Genomic DNA, 17,081 nt, shown 5'->3' with positions numbered 1-17,081 from the left:
AAAAAGTAAGCTCATACTGGCAGCCAGACGCGTCAATCGAAAAGAATTGCTCATATTTAAGTCCTTCTATAATTGCGTAATGATTTTATTTCGCAATGGCGAATATAAAAACGCATACACCGTTTAATCCTTCGTTACATTTTGCAGCATATCAAAAGAAAATAAGGGGCAGGGTCAGATTGATCTGCCCCTATTTGGAAAAGTCTTAGCTGATTGGATATCCCGCTGTAATTACAGATAAATGTTTCGCTTAAATATTATTTTCTGTGAGGAAGAGCACGAATTGCCGCTAATCGATTAAGAATATTCTTATAATCCACCGAAAAGTGTTAATTGAAAATTATTACATTCTAAAGGATTATGATTAAATCCACAGTGATGCCAGGGATATAGATGATGATTATTGTATTAACATCCTGTAGATATTTTCAGCAGGGCTTTTCCATGCTGGTCGAACAACTCATGACCGACGCGCCATCGTTTCAACGGGTACTGTACCTCGATGATATTAAAAATGCGACCCGGGAGGATCTGGTCCGCACCAAAGCCATTGTGGTGGATTACGGTGAGTCTGATATCAAGGTGCTGAACGCCCTGTTGGATGTGAAAAATCGTTACGAGCAGAGCTATTTTATTTTTATTACCCGGGATGTGTGCTACGAAAGTACGATTGAAAATATACTTATTAATACCATCGCGGATTATACTATCGATTGTAAAAACGCCGTGCGAACATTACGCGCCTGTCTTGCTCATTTTTCCCAGGAAGAGCAACCGGTCACTATTTTTAAAAATGTTCGCTGGCATCAACTTGAAAAACAACAACCTTTAACCCGCATGGAGAGCATGCTGCTGCCTTATATTGTGTCGGGGAAAAAGAATAAAGAGATTACACGTTACCTGGACGTGACCGGAAAAACCGTCAGCCATCATCGACGCAATATTTATCGCAAGTTTTCCGTGACCAATCTGACCGGCTTGTATAAAAAATTTGATCAGTGCGTTTAATGCTGTAAGGGACCCGTATGGAAAGAATGATCGCGGCACAAAAAAGTCTGGAAAAAGCGATGTTGATCCTGATCGAGACGACCGATAGCGAAGAGCAGCAGCTGCGGATTTACCATGAATGTTTGTGTAATATCTCGCAGCAGAGCTTCCCGCAGCTTTTGCGTATGGATTACTTCAACCTGTTAAGGCTGACCAACGTGCCGTTCAATAACCTGGGCAGGATGTCGCCCGCGGGGCCCGATATCAGCCAGGGGATCAACAGCCTGTTGCCCGTGGCCATTCTTCTTCTCTATAAACGTCTTACCGAATGGATCGCCATTGAAACCTATCTCCGCAGGCAGACACGTATCTGCAGCTAAATAAACAGGCGTAGTCACGCTTTCGCAATTCCTGCTCTTTAGTTCCTCGTTTCTTGATACTTATCCTGATAACTATTATCTTCTCAGCGTGTGAAGCGAGGTTCCCCCATGCGTGAAGAAGATCTGTTCTGCCGCCGGCCGATGGGCATGCGAATGGCAATGATTGTGCGTCAGTGGCGCGCGGTGATTGACGACGCCATTATCGGAACCGGGTTAACCCAGTCGAGCTGGACGGTGATGATGCAGCTCAAATCCTTAGGGGATAACGTCTCGGTAAGCGAACTGGCGGAGGTGCAGGGTATTGAACTGCCGCCGCTTATGCGCACTCTTTCACAGCTGGAAAAGCAGGGCTACCTGCTGCGCACCACATCGCCTTACGACAAGCGCATCCGGCTGCTGACGCTCACACCCGAGGGGAACGCGGTGCTGAAAACGCTGACCCAGGTAATCGAAACGTTCCAGGAGCGGGTATCGCAGAATATCGCTCCGGATCATCTCGACATTTTCAGCGCCACACTCAATCAAATCGCCTGCAATTTGCGGACAATCCGCGAAGAAGATAACAAGACCCAATAATCATGACCCCTGAACAAAAGTTTGCCCGCTGGGTAAGGGTGAGTATTGCCTCTTTCCTGCTGATGTTTGTCTATTTTATTGTCGCGGATATCTGGATCCCGCTGACGCCGGACGCCACGGTGATGCGCGTGGTCACGCCGGTATCGGCGCGCGTCTCCGGCTATGTGGCGGCGGTGCATGTCCATAACAACAGCCAGGTGAAGAAGGGCGATCTGCTGTTTGAGCTCGACCCGACGCCGTTCCGCAATAAAGTCGAGGCCGCGGAAATTGCCCTGCAGCAGGCGCGGCTCGCCAACCAGCAGCTGGACGCGCAGATCGTGGCGGCCCAGGCCAGCCTGAAAACCGCCCAGCTCACCGCCCGCAACGATAAAGTGACCTTTGAGCGCTATCAGAAACTGAGCACCCTGCAGAACGTCTCCCAGGCGGATCTCGATAAGGTCCGTACCACCTGGCAGAGCAGCGAGCAGGCCGTCGCCAATCTGGACGCCAGCATCCATCAGCTGCGCATTGAGCGCGGCGAGCGCGATGAAAAGCAGAACGTGACCCTGCAAAAATACCGCAACGCGCTGGACGAGGCTGAACTCAACCTCGGCTGGACGAAAATTTACGCCGAGGCCGACGGCACGGTCAGTAACGTCCAGCTGAGCCCCGGCTTTTATGCCGCCTCGGGCTTGGCGGCACTGGCGCTGGTGAATAACCAGAGCGATATCGTCGCCGATTTCCGCGAGAAGAGCCTGCGCCACACCCATCAGGACACCGACGCCGCGGTGGTGTTTGACGCCTTCCCGGGCCGCGTGTTCCGCGCCCACGTTATCAGCAGCGATGCCGGTATTTTAGCGGGACAGGAGGCGGTCAACGGCCAGCTGTCGGAGCCGGAGACCTCCAACCGCTGGGTGCGTGATGCCCAGCGCATGCGCATCCACGTGGCACTGGACGAAGCCCTGCCGAAGCACCTGCCGACCGGGGCGCGCGCCACCGTGCAGCTCTATAACAGCGAAGGTCCGTTTGCCCGTTTCTTCTCCGGGATGCAGATCCACCTCGTCAGCCTGCTGCACTATGTGTATTGATCATGTCTATTAATACCCTGGCGCGGGTCTTTACCCCGCACGGCAATATCGTCTACACCGCCAACGACTTTCGTCAGACGTTGCGCATCGTCTTTGCCGGGATGATTGCCCTCAGCGTGTCGAGCTTTTACAGCACCAGCTACGGCGTCTTCTTTGTGATCTACCCGATCATGCTGCTGTCGCTGGTGCCGGTGTTTAACCGCCACGTCGCCAAACAGTTCGTGTTCAGCTCTGCGCTGAACTGTATCGAAATGGTGTTCATTATCGGCTATCTGGCGCAGTGGCCGCTGATAATGACCCTGGTGGTGTTTGGCCTCTACGTGATGCGTTTTCGCTTTATGAGCCAGGGGCCGCTGTTTCTGTTTGGCTCGATGGGGGTGGTATGCCAGAGCACCATGCTCAACTTTATGAGCTACCCCACCACCAACTGGCACACGCTGCTGTTCTCCAACCTCGAGGCCAGCGTGATGGCGGTGTGCCTGAGCGCGCTGATGCACTATCTGCTGCCGGACGTGGAACCGCGCACGCCGCCGCCGCGGCTGGAGAAAGACGCCGCCCGGGTGCGCCATGAGTCGCTGCTCTCCGGCACCGTGGCGACGATGATTTTTGTGGTATTCCAGATAAGCGATCTCAGCGACTCCCTGTCGGCGCTGATGGCGGGCGTGCTGATCCTCTTCCCGATGCATTATCGCGGAGCGGTGATGAGCTCCCTCTGGCGCGTGGTCGGGGTGGTGCTCGGCTGCCTCTACATTCTGCTGGTGCAGCTGGTGCTGTACGATCACAGCAGCCATATGCTGCTGATGATGCCGCTGATCGGCCTCGGGCTGGCGTTTGGCGCTCGCCTGCACGTGATGGAGAAGGTGGGAGCCGGGGTCGGGTTTGCCAGCATCACCACCATCGGGATCATGTTTGGCCAGAACATGCACCCCGACGGCGACCTGGTGTTCAGCGATCTCTACCGCATCGTTTCAGTGACGGTGGCGCTGGTGGCGACCCTGACCATGGTGTTCCTTATGCACCTGATCCTTAACTGCTTTGCGCCGACGCGCTACGTGATCCGCAATCCGTAATCCTTTTACCGGGTGAGGAGGGGCAGCACGTCGGGCAGCTGCGAGAGCAGGAACAAAATCAGCCCGATGGTGCCGCCCACCAGGGTGCCGTTGACGCGGATAAACTGCAGGTCTTTGCCGATGTTCAGCTCGATCTGCCGGGACATATCTTTGGCATCCCAGCCTTTGACCGTGTCGCTGATGTGGCGGGTAAGGAAGCGGGCAAAATCCGGCGCCACGCGATGGGCGGCCTGCTCCAGATGCTCGTTCAGCGAGGCGCGCAGGTTGGTATCCGCCACCAGGGTTTCACCAAACCACAGCCCGGCGTTGGCGAGGCGCTGCTTCACCCGGGAGTCGTCGCTTTGCATATCGGCCTTCAGCCACTGGCGCAGGTCGGCCCACATTTCCCCCAGATAGCGGTTAAAGGCCTCGTCGTTCTTGAGATATTCTTTGATGTTCTCGGCTTTGGCCGCGGTTTCCGGATCGTTTTTCAGATTTTCCACCAGCTTAAGCACCGCGCGATCGAAGGCCTGACGGATCTGATGGGTGCGGTCGTGGCTGACGTCATCCAGAATGGCATTCACCGCATTAGACACCAGCTCGGCGCTCTGATCCCCCAGCCACTCGGTAGGCAAAATCATCGCCTTGCGCGGATGCTCGGTTTTCAGCCAGTGGACGATTTGCGCGGCGATAAAGTCGCGGGTGGTATCGCGCTGCAGGAGCGTAATCAGGCGATTAATCACCGCATCTAGCAGCACCTGGTGACGGTTGTTTTTGGTCATGCTCTCCAGCATGGCGGCGCTGGTTTCGCTGAAATCGACCTTATCCAGCGCTTTATGCACCGCCCGCTTGAGCATGCGCTGAATGCGCCCGTCGTCGGTCAGCTCGAGAAAACCGCTCATCACCTGCATGATATGCTGCCCGACGCGCTGGGCGTTATCGGGCTGGCTGAACCAGTTGCCGATAAGCAGAGCCGGTTCATGCTGGCGGATGAGCGCCACCAGCGACTGGGTATCGAGGAACTTCTCCTGCACAAACTGGCCGAGATTGTCGCCAATCCGGTCTTTATTGCGCGGAATAATGGCCGTATGGCGCGAGATAAAGGGGATCGGCACCCGGCGGAACAGAGCCACCACGGCAAACCAGTCAGCCAGTGCGCCCACCATTGCCGCTTCGGCAATAGCTTTTACCCCCCGTACCCAGAAGGTCTGCGGCAGGAAGAGGGTGGCGATAAAGGTCGCGGCGGCAATCAGCAGCAGCGACAGCGCCAGGAGCTTGGCGCGTTTGAGTTCAGCGAGTTTTTCCATAGGGTTAAGGATAGAGGGAGAAAAGGCGAAGGGGCAAGGGAGCTGGCATTTTCCCCGGTGGCGCTGCGCTTACCGGGGCTACGGGCCGGGTAAGGCGAAGCCGCCACCCGGCGCTTTCTCTACATTCAGATTGAGATGAAAAATCGCCACAGGATCCCTGCGCCAAATAACATTAGCACTACCCCCGCCACGCGCTCAATTTTCCAGATGTTATCGCTCAGCCGCCGTTGTACGGTGGGCAGGGCGATAAACGACACCACCGCCAGATCCCACATCAGCACCACCGTGACCATCCAGATCCCACTCACCGACTGCTGCAGCAGGGTGACATTCGGGCCGAGCAGGGCAGTCATCAGCGCCAGATAAAAAAGCGCGTTTTTCGGATTTAACACTGCCGATCCCAGCCCAAGCAGGAGCTGCTTTCGCCAGGCAGGTCGCTGCGGCTCTGGGTTATCCAGCGCCAGCGTGCGGGCGCGGCTTTGCACCAGCTGCCAGCCGATCCACAGCAGATACAACGCGCCCAGCAGCTCGATAATACTGAACAGCAGCGTGAACTGACGCAGCGCGCTCCAGCCTACTATCACCAGCAGGATATAGAGCCCGTTGCCCGCGGCGATCCCCACGCACAGCCCGGCGCTGCCGCGCAGACGGTGGCGGGCAGCGAAGCCCATCAGCAAAAAGAAATCCGGGCCGGGGCTGAGCAGGGCGACAAAATGCGCCAGCGCGAGGGCCAAAAAAGCGGGCGGAAAGAGAGGGGTAAGCAGTTCCATAGTGACCTCATCAGCAAGACTGAGGTCAGGCTACGCCGAGGCGAGCGCTAATTATTGTCAGATATTGATCGCCCGGTGGCGTACTGGCGCGGCGTCGCGGCCGTATAGCTGACAAAGGTTTTATGGAAGTGGCTCTGATCGGCAAAGCCGCTCTGGTAGCTGACGTCGGCTATATCATCTCCGGCGCGCAGGCGCGCTTTGGCGAACTCTATCCGGGAAATGTTCAGAAAAGTGCCGGGCGTCAGGCCCGTATCCTGCTTAAAGGTTCTGATAAGCGTCTCTTTGCGCAGCGAGAAGCGCCGGGCTAAGACATCCAGAGAAGGCGGCGTTTGCAGGCTTTGACGAAGCGTCTGCTGAAGCGCAAGGCTGGTAGGACGCAGGGCGGCGGACTGCGTTGGCGTGGCGGCAAGCAGGGAGAGCAGCCTGTCGATGGCCGTGGCCGCGAGTGTTTCAACCACGGTCAAATACTGGCGAAACAGCGCTTCGCTGCGGATCACCTGCATGGCGGGCTGAAGGTCGGACTCCAGATACAGCATATGGTAGCTGCGCGGCTGCCCTGCGACCGGATTACAGCTGTGCGGCATATGGGCGGGAATGACGATCAGATCGCCAGGGTAAAGGATAAACGGCTCGCCGTTGCAGGTGCAGCAGGTTTGCCCCTCCAGGATAGCGCCAATCGAAAGTTGCGCATGGCTGTGACGCTTATAGGCCTGGGTGCTTTGCCAGGTGCTGCGCAGTTCAACGCCTGGCTGGCGGCGGAAAGTCTGATTGACGTGGCGCGTATGGGTCATGGTGGCTACCGGAGGGGTTTAAAGGGTTATAGCATGAGCGGAGAAGGGTGTCGCCTGTGATAATTTAGGGAGAGGTCGTTATGTGATAAGAATAGTGGTATAAATTTCATGGTTAAATAAAATAACGGCGACGCATCATGGAGTTATAGGTAAAATTATCAAAGGAATGAATATATGGCCGTTATACCATTATTACCCAAAGAGGGTTTTGAACTTATTCATAAGAATATGCGCGAGGCTCGTATCAATGGAATGTCGAGAAATATGGCCTTGCCGCAAATTTATTACTGGTTCTATCAAAAAGTCCGAAATCGTGGACCATGGGATTACAAACAGCAAGACAGAAACCTGGCAAATTTTGGCAATTTTAATTATGGCGCAACAGGATTTGCTGCGGGTATACCTGAAGAAACGTTTTATATGGGGGCAGGCTTTGCGCAATCGCATGCGCAGACATCACGCCCGCAGTGGGGTGCATGGCATGGTAAATTTCCTTATGGTGACGACCCGCGCGATCAGTTTTGGATAAAGCAGGGAATAAATTATGCACGTCAGCACGGCTATTAAATGGTTACATCGGCTTACCACTGTCCTGTTGCTTGTTATCGTTGCAGGCTATTTTTCTTATGAATACTTCATGAAGAGCCGAAGCGACGATCGTTTAGTGATAAAAAAGGCGATTTCAGAAAAAGTGACGCTTTACGTCACGCAGTATGGGGGCGGGGCAACCGTACCTGATATTTATCGCTACTATCTGGATGATAAAAATCAGACGATAGAGCAGCTTAGGAAAAGCGAGCCTTTTCTTGTTTCAGATAATGGTAGTGCGATCATTAGCGGCTACGGTAATACCGTTAATGTTAAGTTATCAGGGCGTATATATTCTTTCAGTAATCTGACGATGTTCTACGCTCAGGAAATGCTGGTTATCCCGGTGATTAATCTTACTGCAACAGGAGTACGTTAATTAATATGGAAATGAAAATGCAGGAAGTGGTGAGATTGAAACGCGATGAAATGCCACCTTGTAGTACGCTGCATAAAAATGAACTACTGGCATTGGAGGAAAAGTCTGATAATGAAATCGATTATAGTGATATCCCAGAAACTACCGATGAGCAGTGGAGTGATGCGGTTCGCGGGAAATTTTAGTGATTAAAAGAACAGATGCCATCTGATGGTAGCGCGCTCGATATAATCGACTTTACCCTCGAAAAACCCTTTGTGGGAGCGGTTCATTTAGCAAACCAACTGGGGTAGCCCTATTTTATAAAATAATAGAAATGGTTGAGAGTAAATTAAATGCCAAATAGCAGTTCCTTCTCATTTAAGTATAAGTATATTTTAAAGGCTTTAGTATTAGTGACGGTTCAAATCTGGAGTTTCTTTGAATCCGTACTGTTTGTAGGTGGCTTTATAGTTTGCCTTCTGCTGTCTGTTGTGTGGCCAATGAAGTTCGTATATGCCGCGTTATGGTTTGTTGCATTCTCTATATGTTCAAAGGTTGTTGGTATATTAGAAAAATACCTTGCCAGAAATAAAAATAGCGAATAGGGAAATATTGTCTTTAAAGACAGCTGGAACGAATGCTGCGTCGCATAGATCCCGGTGCCATAAGACCAGAATCTCTCACGCCACCCTCCGGGTGGCGTTCCCTTTATACCTAACTTTACCTGCAAGCTCAGCCATTTTGACTACCCTTAATACCCAACGCGGTAAAAAAGGAGGCAACAATGGCCTATAAGACAGTGAATCCTGCCAACAACAAACTCATCAAAGAATATCCTTCTCATACCGATGCTGATGTCGAGGCGGCGCTGAACACCGCCGATGCGCTCTACCACTCCGACTGGTCGAAGGGCAGCATCGACAAGCGCCTGGCGGTGCTGCACAAGCTGGCGGATTTGATTGACTCCCGTACCGAAGAGCTGGCGAAAATTGCCAGCGTGGAGATGGGTAAACTCATTGCTCAGAGCCGCGGTGAGGTAAAACTCTGCGCGCAGATTGCCCGCTACTATGCGGATAACGCCAAACAGTTTCTCGCCCCGGTGAAATACCCGTCCGAGATGGGCGAGGCGTGGGTGGAGCATCACCCGATCGGCGTGGTGATGGCCGTGGAGCCGTGGAACTTCCCTTACTACCAGCTAATGCGCGTGCTGGCCCCGAACCTGGCGGCGGGTAACCCGGTGATCGCCAAACATGCGAGCATCGTGCCGCACTGCGCCGAGACGTTCGCCCATCTGGTGCGCGAGGCCGGTGCCCCGGACGGAGCATGGACTACCCTGTTTATCTCTTCCGATCAGGTGGCGAATATCATCGCCGACGATCGCGTGCAGGGTGCGGCCCTGACCGGGTCCGAGAAGGCCGGTAGCGTGGTGGCCGCGCAGGCGGCGAAGCACATCAAGAAATCGACCCTCGAACTGGGCGGCAACGACGTGTTCGTGGTGCTGGACGATGCGGATCTGGAGAAGGCGGTGAAGATCGGCGTCAACGCCCGTCTGGCCAATGCCGGACAGGTCTGTACCGCCGCCAAGCGTTTTATCGTGCATGAAAAGGTGGCCGAGCAGTTCCTGACGAAATACACCGAGGCATTCCGCGCGATTAAGATCGGCGATCCGCTCGACGAGGGCACCCGACTTGGGCCGCTGTCGTCGAAAGAGGCGCTGGAGACCCTGACGAAACAGGTGGACGAGGCGGTGAAGAACGGCGCGACGCTGCATTACGGCGGCAAACCCGTCCAGCGTGAAGGCAGCTTCTTTGAGCCGACCATTCTGACCAATATCACCCGCGATAACCCGGCGTATTTCGAAGAGTTCTTCGGCCCGGTGGCGCAGATCTACGTGGTGAAAAACGATGATGAGGCGGTGAAGCTCGCCAACGACTCGCACTACGGGCTGGGCGGCGCGGTGTTCAGTAAAGATATCGATCGCGCCAAAAAGATGGCCTCGAAAATCGAAACCGGGATGGTGTGGATCAACTGGCTCACCGATACCGCGCCGGAGCTGCCGTTTGGCGGCGTAAAACGTTCCGGTTACGGGCGCGAGCTGTCGGATCTGGGGATTAAAGAGTTTGTGAACCAGAAGCTGGTGGTGATCCGCCGCTAGGTATTTCCCCTCACCCTGACCCTCTCCCCAAAGGGGAGAGGGAACAAACCGGCAGTGTTGTAGGCCGGGTAAGCGCAGCGCCACCCGGCAACACATTTTCTACGGAGCCTTAGAAGCTCACGCCGCCGCCAACGTAGGCACCGTCAATCAGGGTATGGTTTGGACGGCCGTCTTTGCCGTCAACGCTCACGTGGCGGTAACCCACTTTCAGCGTAACCGGTTTGATTGGGGTCCAGCTCACGCCGCCGTTAGCTTCCACGTAGTTCTTAACGCTGTTGTTCAGGCCTTCTGGCGCAACGTAACCCTCACCGAACACATTAATGCTATCCGTCAGGGCAAGGTTAACGCCGCCGCCAACCGGGAATGCAACGCCGTTATCGCCTTTTTTCGGGCCGATGTAGATGGCTTTCGCACCCGCATTCAGCATCACCGGGCCGACTTCGAAATTGTAGCCTGCGCCAACGCCACCGGTCTGGGTGCCGTCATCGGTGTTTTTCAGCCAGTTACTTTCAGCGTACAGACCGGAGGAGGATTTACCCATTTCCAGATTGAGGTTGGTGTAGTTTTTACCCTGCTCAATGCTGCCGCCCATTGCCATGGCAGAGCCGGAAATGGCTGTCAGGGCGGAAAGGATAAAGATATTAAGCTTTTTCATGTTTTCTTCCTCGTCGTCAAATTAATCTGGGCACACCCTAACAGGCGAGGTTTATGACTGCAAATGTGATGAGGGTCGCGGTTTTATGCTGATTGTGTAAATTTATTACAGGATTATTGTTGCGGGATGGTTTCTTTGTCGCAGGGTCAATGATTGATTCTATCGTGTTTAAGATCGATTGAGTTTATTCCCTAAACAGACGGTGAATAGGGCGTTAATAATAGTCAGAGACGAATCAAGGGTGTCGATGATCATTACGTAGCCCGTTTTCAGTTTTACAGTTTATAACCTTTATTTACATTGATTCATCGTCATTCGCGCCGTAAAGAAAGCACTCCCCTTCGTTGTAAACAGGGAGTGCAGATCTTACTTCTTCAATTCCGCAAACCCCGCGCGGATCGCCTCTTCCGGCAGCTCAATGCCGATAAACACCATTACGCTGTGCGGGACTTCCTCGCCCCACGGGCGGTCCCAGTCGGCGCTGTAGAGGCGCTGCACGCCCTGGAACAGCAGGCGGTTCGGTTCGCCGTCGATCCACAGCATCCCCTTGTAGCGCAGCAGTTTGTCAGCAAACGAGAGCAGCAGGTTCTCCATCACCCGGGAGACCTCGCTGATATCCACCGGGTAATCCAGCTCGACCACGATGGAGGAGACGTCGTTCTGCTTGTCGGCCATAAAGTGGAAGCGCGGCTTAGCCGTCACGTTCTCTTCCAGCATAAAGCCGTTGGTGTTGAACAGCTGGGCGAGATCGATATCGCCATGGGTGACGGTATAGATCGGCGCGCGGGCGTTGATGCGCGTCAGGCGCTCACGCAGTTTTTCGCTCTCGCCCGCCACGTCGGTTTTGGTCAGCAGGATGCGGTCGGCATAGCCCACCTGCGACTGGGCGATAGTGAACTGGTTCATCTGCTCGTCGGCATGAACCGCGTCGACCAGGGCGATCACGCCGTCCAGCAGGTAGCGCTGGCAGAGGATCTCGTGGGAGAAGAAGGTCTGAATAATCGGGCCGGGGTCGGCCATGCCGGTGCACTCAATCACCAGGCGGTCGAAGTCGATTTCGCCGCGATCGCGGCTGTCGAGCAGGTCGAGCAGGGCATCTTCGAGTTCGTTCGAGCGGGTGCAGCAGATGCAGCCGTTGGTCAGGGTTTTGATCTGGGTGGCGCGATCGCCAATCAGCTGGTCATCTACGGAGACTTCCCCGAACTCGTTTTCGATGACCGCGATTTTAAAGCCGTGTTGTTCGTTGAGGATGTGGCGCAGCAGGGTGGTTTTGCCCGCGCCGAGAAAGCCGGTGAGCAGGGTAACGGCAATCGGTGTCATGTTCTCTCCTTTAGCAGCAGCGTACGCCGCCTTCTCCTCCTCCGCCGTAGCGCGCTTCCTGACGCTCGCGGAAGAATTCGTTGTAGGTCATGTACGGCTTATCCGGATGGTTGGTCTTCATATGTTCAACGTAGTTGTCATAGTCCGGGATGCCAATCAGCATTTTTGCCGCCTGACCGAGGTATTTTTTCGCTTCGCCTAAGTTACCAAACATTGTGGGTTCCAGACAGAAAAAGCCCGGTGGCGCTACGCTTACCGGGCCTACAGTTTCTGTGTAGGGCGGGTCAGCGTAGCGCCACCCGCCATTTTTTTAATGGTGCGAAGAGGTCTTCACGCCGCCTTCCGGTACCGGCACATACGGGGTCTCTTTATCCGTACGGCCGTCGGCGTCACGCACCTTCATCCAGGTTTTGATGCCGTAGAAGATGATGCTGTAAACCACCACCAGGAACAGAATGCTCAGACCCGCGTTGGTGTAGTTGTTCACCACGATATGGTTCATGTTGGCAACCTGCTGTGCGGTCAGCTCACCGCCGCCTGCGGCAATCTTCTCTTTGTACTGGTTAGCCATAAAGAAGAAGCCTTCCAGCTGCGGGTTGGTGCTGAACAGTTTCAGACCCAGCGCCCAGGTAGTGCAGAGCAGCAGCCACAGGGCTGGCACCACGGTCACCCAGATGTATTTGGTGCGCTTCATCTTCACCAGCACCACGGTACCGAGCACCAGAGCAACAGCCGCCAGCATCTGGTTAGAGATCCCGAACAGCGGCCACAGGCTCTTCACGCCGCCCAGTGGGTCAACAACGCCCTGATACAGCAGGTAACCCCACAGGCCTACGCAGCCGGCGGTACCGAGAATGCCCGCCACCAGCGAGTCGGTTTTCTTCAGGAACGGCACGAAGTTACCCAGCAAGTCCTGCAGCATAAAGCGGCCTGCGCGGGTACCGGCGTCCAGCGCGGTCAGGATGAACAGCGCTTCGAACAGAATACCGAAGTGGTACCAGAAGCCCATGTCCGCCCACGGCAGCACTTTGTGGAACACGTGAGCAATACCGACAGCCAGCGTTGGCGCGCCACCGGCACGGTTCAGTACCGACGGTTCGCCGATATCTTTCGCGGTCTGCATGATCTGCTCAGGGGAGATCACAAAGCCCCAGGAGCTGACGGTCGCCGCCGCGTGGGCGCTGGCGTCTTTCAGCTGCGCCATAATCAGCGCCGCGTTGTCACCGCCCATCTCATGCAGGTTTGGCATGGTGATGCCCAGGCCCGCAGGCGGGGTGTTCATCGCAAAGTAGAGACCCGGCTCGATGATGGATGCGGCCACCAGGGCCATGATCGCCACGAAGGACTCCATCAGCATCGCGCCGTAACCGATCAGACGGGCGTCGTTTTCGTTCGCCAGCAGCTTCGGCGTGGTGCCGGAGGCAATCAGGGCATGGAAGCCAGAGACCGCGCCACAGGCGATAGTGATAAACAGGAACGGGAACAGGGCGCCTTTCCACAGTGGACCGGTACCGTCAATGTACTGGGTCACCGCAGGCATTTTCAGCTCAGGGTTGATGATCACGATGCCGATCGCCAGCCCGACGATCACGCCGATTTTCAGGAAGGTCGCCAGGTAATCACGCGGCGCCAGAATCAGCCATACCGGCAGCAGGGCAGAGACAAAGGCATAGCCAACCAGCACGAAGGTGATGGTGGTGTCTTTGAAGGTCAGTGCCGGGCCCCAGTACGGGTCGTGCGCAATCACGCCGCCGAAGTAAATGGAGGCCACCAGCAGCACGATACCGATCACCGACACCTCACCCACGCGGCCCGGACGCAGGAATCGCATGTAGATCCCCATGAACAGTGCAATCGGTACGGTGGAGCAGACGGTGAACACGCCCCACGGGCTTTCGGCCAGGGCTTTCACCACGATCAGGGCCAGCACCGCAAGGATGATGATCATAATCAGGAAGCAGCCGAACAGGGCGATGGTGCCCGGCACGCGGCCCATCTCTTCTTTGATCATCTCACCCAGAGACGCGCCGTTACGGCGGGAAGAGATAAACAGCACCATAAAGTCCTGCACCGCACCCGCCAGCACCACGCCTGCGAGCAGCCACAGGGTACCCGGCAGGTAGCCCATCTGCGCGGCCAGCACCGGGCCGACCAGCGGGCCAGCGCCCGCGATGGCGGCAAAGTGGTGACCAAACAGCACGTAGCGGTTGGTTGGCACGTAGTTCAGGCCGTCGTTGTTAATCACCGCCGGAGTGGCACGCGTCGGGTCAAGCTTCATGACCTTCTGCGCGATATAGAGACTGTAGTAGCGGTACGCCACCAGATAGACCGACACCGAGGCCACGACGATCCACAGGGCGCTGATGTGCTCGCCGCGGCGCAGGGCAACCACGGCAAGACAACAGGCACCGAGGATCCCGAGGAGCAGCCAGGGAACGTGCTTAAGTAGTTTTTTAATGTCCATAATAAAACCTGGTTTTTTAGATGAAAAAAAGGGTCAGGGTTCGCTGTGAGAGATGTTGAGTAATGCTGAGGCGATCTTGCCAGAGCCTTGCGCGTGTAAAGGAAGGTAAATCGGTGAGTGGTTGTATGGCGGGATGAACGGTCAAAGAAGAGGGCGAGTGGTTCAGGCTCGCCGTTGCAGGGGGAAATTGTGTGAAGAGGATCACGCCGTCAGACGCGGATCACTCCGCGCTGGCGAGATACTCTTCTAACGTGCCGACAAACTTCTGCTTCAGCCAGGCCGGTTCCAGCACCTGAATGTTGGGCAGCCAGTAGAACAGCAGCGGCAGGATCTGGTTCTCATGTGCGGCATGGCAGCGCAGAGTGATGCCCTTTTTGTCCTCCGCCAGAATTTCCTGGTCGGGGAGCAGATCGCGACGCTTAAAATAGTGCGCAATGCGGGTGGGAATAAATACGTCCACTTCGAACGTCTCTTCGCTGACCCAGGGGTCGGGATTTTTTTCCAGCAGTTCGAGGATGTCATTGTCCGGGGTGAAGGTCTTGCTTTGTATATCCAGCCACTGGATCAGGCTCAAAGAAAACGATTTCAAACGCTTCTCTTCGGTGGCTTGTAAATACCATATGTTCTTTTTGTTAATTACTTTATAGGGGCTAATCTGTCGCGACTTTCCTTTATACAGGATCTGGCAAATCTGCTGTCCCTTAATCGCCTTTTCAAAGTCCGCTAACAGGCTGTGAATATCCTTAGGACCCGTTCTTTCGGCATCGTTACCGAGGATCATAATATGGTTTTCCTCGACTCTAGACTCCAGTTTGTCCCAGAATTCGCGGCCTGTTGCCGGGAAAAAGTTATCGACATTCAGAAAGTTAGCTATGACATGATGCAGCCCTGGGCTGGCATGGCCCGGACGGGCATGAATTAGCCGGTACTGCCCGTCTCCGCAGTGCTCCACAATGGGCGAAAGTGCATTCAGATCGCGATAGACCGTGCGCTCAGTAATATTAAATTTATGCATCAATGCCTGACGGCTAACCACGCCGTGTAAATGAAGCTCCAGCAGAATATCAACCAACCTTTCAGCCGAGCGACTCCTGGTCGGAATTGTCATATGAGCTTTCCCGTTATTTAAGCCATTGCTGTGAATTATGCCGGTGTGGCTGACAAAATATGTCAGTACAGGGTTCGGCATGAAAATTTGTCTTAGGTTATAACGGCCAGAATCGGGATAAACATTAGGGATTTTTACAACGGAGGGATAAAAGCGAGGGGTAGATCGGATCCGCCGGGGTAATTTCCCCGGCGTAGGGATGAATTAGCGTTCGAGTTCGGAATCGGCAAGCGGCGTCGGCAGAGGAACTTCTGTCGGGATAGTGAGCCAGTCCGACTTGCCGTAAAAGACGGCGTTGATCTGCGTGTGATAGAGCAGGTGGGTACGAAAACGCTGGAACAACTTTTTATCGGGAGCAAAATCCGCCTGCCAGAACTGGTTCAGCGGCCCTTGCCAGGTTAACCCTTCGATGTCGTACAGCGCTTTGCCCATCACCTTGAGCGGCTTGTTATGGATCAGCGCCGACAGGCCCGCGGTGCTGTTGACGGTAATCACCCCCCGGGTGTGGGTCAGCAGGGCGGGCAGGGAGAGATCGTGAACATAGATCACCCGGCCAGTAATGCCGTACTTTTCGGTCAGCTTGTTAATCAGGATGCCGTAAAAGCGGTGACCACGATCCATCGGGTGGTGCTTGAACACCAGGTGGCGCTCTTTTGACGCGTGCCGGGCAAAGGAGCGGATCACGGTTTCGATATAGTCACGCACGTCTTTATACGGGCTGTGGTGAATAATCTGGCTGTCGTTGTAGACCTGCAGAATCGCCAGATAGTATTCGTTATCCAGCTGGCCGGTGATATGGCTCAGCATATGGCGCTGTTGCCAGCGATACCACAGCTTACGACGTCCGGCGCGGAACCAGCAGCGCATCTCATACCACGGGGAGAACGACTTATGGTGGCGATAGCCCCGGTAGCGATGGCGGCCAAACCAGCCCGCCGCATAGTAGAGCATGGCATGGGCGGCACGGTTAAAGGAGCTCGGTTTCCACGGCGTCGGGGTTTTCACCTCCGGCAGCGGCTGTTCGCGATAATATCTGGCGTCGATGGGCATCGAGGAGAAGGCGTTCACGCCCCCTTTTTCCAGGGTGATGTAGAACGGGCGGAAATAACCCTCTTCAAACGCCAGGAAATCGATGGCTTTGCTGCGCGCCCACTTCTTCGCTTCGATGTGCATCGGGCGACAGTCACCAAAACAGACGACCGTGTCGAAGGGGTAGGTTTTGTGTAGCTCGCGCAGCCAGAAGGCAAAGTTTTTCACGGAGCCGGTGTAGTGCAGCGCGGTCTCTTTTGCGGCATACCACGCGTCCCCGGCATTAAAGCAGACCTGCTTCACTTCACGGTGGCTGCTCTGTAACCAGCTTGCCAGACGTGAAAAGCAGGGGCCCATGGGTCCTTGTAGTAAAAGATATCGACGGCCATTCAGCAGGTGGCGGATAGCTTGCTCTTCCATTATTTTTCCCAGATCGATCCGTTGATGAACAGTGTGTAACGGCTTGATGACCGC

General features: G+C 55.0%; 17 protein-coding genes and 1 pseudogene. 9 read left to right on the top strand and 9 right to left on the bottom strand.

What is annotated here, in order from left to right:
- The first annotated feature begins 444 nt into the window (after positions 1-444).
- The 5 genes from V7Q49_RS12740 (at position 445) to V7Q49_RS12720 (ending at position 4,080) form a co-directional block, all read left to right on the top strand.
- Entirely contained in the window at positions 445-1,008 is a 564-nt protein-coding gene (locus V7Q49_RS12740) for a helix-turn-helix transcriptional regulator (protein WP_333852370.1), read from the top strand.
- A 17-nt stretch (positions 1,009-1,025) separates the two neighbouring features.
- Positions 1,026-1,367, top strand: a complete 342-nt coding sequence (locus V7Q49_RS12735) for a hypothetical protein (protein ID WP_333852368.1) — start codon at positions 1,026-1,028, stop codon at positions 1,365-1,367.
- Positions 1,368-1,475: 108 nt separating this feature from the next.
- Positions 1,476-1,943 carry a MarR family winged helix-turn-helix transcriptional regulator gene (locus V7Q49_RS12730; RefSeq protein WP_333852366.1) on the top strand — a complete coding sequence of 156 codons (468 nt, stop codon included), beginning with the start codon at positions 1,476-1,478 and terminating at the stop codon, positions 1,941-1,943.
- The gene (locus V7Q49_RS12725) at positions 1,943-3,010 is read left to right on the top strand and encodes an HlyD family secretion protein (RefSeq protein WP_333852416.1); all 1,068 of its coding nucleotides are present in this window, start codon (positions 1,943-1,945) and stop codon (positions 3,008-3,010) included. Before V7Q49_RS12730 ends, V7Q49_RS12725 begins: the two co-directional genes overlap by 1 nt.
- Positions 3,011-3,012: 2 nt before the next feature.
- Entirely contained in the window at positions 3,013-4,080 is a 1,068-nt protein-coding gene (locus V7Q49_RS12720) for a DUF2955 domain-containing protein (protein WP_333852364.1), read from the top strand.
- Between the two features lie 5 nt (positions 4,081-4,085).
- On the opposite strand, the gene V7Q49_RS12715 is transcribed toward V7Q49_RS12720, so the two are convergent.
- The 3 genes from V7Q49_RS12715 to V7Q49_RS12705 form a co-directional block, all read right to left on the bottom strand.
- Positions 4,086-5,366, bottom strand: coding sequence for a DUF445 domain-containing protein (locus tag V7Q49_RS12715; protein ID WP_333852362.1), 1,281 nt, complete (start codon positions 5,364-5,366; stop codon positions 4,086-4,088).
- A 125-nt stretch (positions 5,367-5,491) separates the two neighbouring features.
- Positions 5,492-6,136 (bottom strand): LysE family translocator, encoded by a 645-nt coding sequence (locus V7Q49_RS12710; RefSeq protein ID WP_333852360.1) that lies wholly within the window; start codon positions 6,134-6,136, stop codon positions 5,492-5,494.
- A 47-nt stretch (positions 6,137-6,183) separates the two neighbouring features.
- Complete coding sequence (locus tag V7Q49_RS12705) at positions 6,184-6,927, bottom strand: helix-turn-helix domain-containing protein (RefSeq protein ID WP_333852358.1); 744 nt, start codon at positions 6,925-6,927, stop codon at positions 6,184-6,186.
- Positions 6,928-7,101: 174 nt separating this feature from the next.
- On the opposite strand from V7Q49_RS12705, the gene V7Q49_RS12700 reads away from it, so the two are divergent.
- The 4 genes and pseudogenes from V7Q49_RS12700 to V7Q49_RS12685 all read left to right on the top strand — a co-directional run bounded on the left by V7Q49_RS12700 (position 7,102) and on the right by V7Q49_RS12685 (position 10,031).
- A complete protein-coding gene (locus V7Q49_RS12700; protein ID WP_333852356.1) occupies positions 7,102-7,494 on the top strand; it encodes a polymorphic toxin type 44 domain-containing protein in 393 nt (130 codons plus the stop codon).
- Positions 7,472-7,894 carry a hypothetical protein gene (locus tag V7Q49_RS12695; RefSeq protein ID WP_333852354.1) on the top strand — a complete coding sequence of 141 codons (423 nt, stop codon included), beginning with the start codon at positions 7,472-7,474 and terminating at the stop codon, positions 7,892-7,894. The genes V7Q49_RS12700 and V7Q49_RS12695 overlap by 23 nt, the downstream gene beginning before the upstream one ends.
- Positions 7,895-7,944: 50 nt before the next feature.
- Positions 7,945-8,076, top strand: a pseudogene (locus V7Q49_RS12690) (BrnA antitoxin family protein); the annotation flags it as partial.
- A gap of 584 nt (positions 8,077-8,660) precedes the next feature.
- A complete protein-coding gene (locus V7Q49_RS12685; RefSeq protein ID WP_333852352.1) occupies positions 8,661-10,031 on the top strand; it encodes an NAD-dependent succinate-semialdehyde dehydrogenase in 1,371 nt (456 codons plus the stop codon).
- Positions 10,032-10,140: 109 nt separating this feature from the next.
- Here the strand turns inward: V7Q49_RS12685 and V7Q49_RS12680 are convergent, their stop codons facing one another.
- From V7Q49_RS12680 to V7Q49_RS12655, 6 genes are all read right to left on the bottom strand, one after another.
- Positions 10,141-10,686 (bottom strand): YfaZ family outer membrane protein, encoded by a 546-nt coding sequence (locus V7Q49_RS12680; RefSeq protein ID WP_333852350.1) that lies wholly within the window; start codon positions 10,684-10,686, stop codon positions 10,141-10,143.
- Between the two features lie 366 nt (positions 10,687-11,052).
- Complete coding sequence (yjiA, locus tag V7Q49_RS12675; RefSeq protein WP_333852348.1) at positions 11,053-12,006, bottom strand: GTPase; 954 nt, start codon at positions 12,004-12,006, stop codon at positions 11,053-11,055.
- Between the two features lie 10 nt (positions 12,007-12,016).
- Positions 12,017-12,220: a YbdD/YjiX family protein gene (locus V7Q49_RS12670; protein ID WP_032616354.1), complete on the bottom strand. Its 204-nt coding sequence runs from the start codon at positions 12,218-12,220 to the stop codon at positions 12,017-12,019.
- A 96-nt stretch (positions 12,221-12,316) separates the two neighbouring features.
- A complete protein-coding gene (locus V7Q49_RS12665; RefSeq protein WP_333852344.1) occupies positions 12,317-14,470 on the bottom strand; it encodes a carbon starvation CstA family protein in 2,154 nt (717 codons plus the stop codon).
- A gap of 220 nt (positions 14,471-14,690) precedes the next feature.
- On the bottom strand, positions 14,691-15,578 hold the full coding sequence (locus V7Q49_RS12660; RefSeq protein ID WP_333852342.1) for a helix-turn-helix transcriptional regulator: 888 nt from the start codon (positions 15,576-15,578) through the stop codon (positions 14,691-14,693).
- Positions 15,579-15,782: 204 nt separating this feature from the next.
- Entirely contained in the window at positions 15,783-17,027 is a 1,245-nt protein-coding gene (locus V7Q49_RS12655) for a capsule biosynthesis protein (RefSeq protein ID WP_333852340.1), read from the bottom strand.
- Positions 17,028-17,081: the final 54 nt, after the last annotated feature.

Origin of the sequence: Leclercia sp., from assembly GCF_036780805.1 — a bacterium.
Taxonomy (GTDB): Bacteria; Pseudomonadota; Gammaproteobacteria; order Enterobacterales; family Enterobacteriaceae; genus Enterobacter.
Note: the sequence above shows the minus strand (reverse complement) of the source record. Positions and strands in the feature narration are given on the sequence as shown.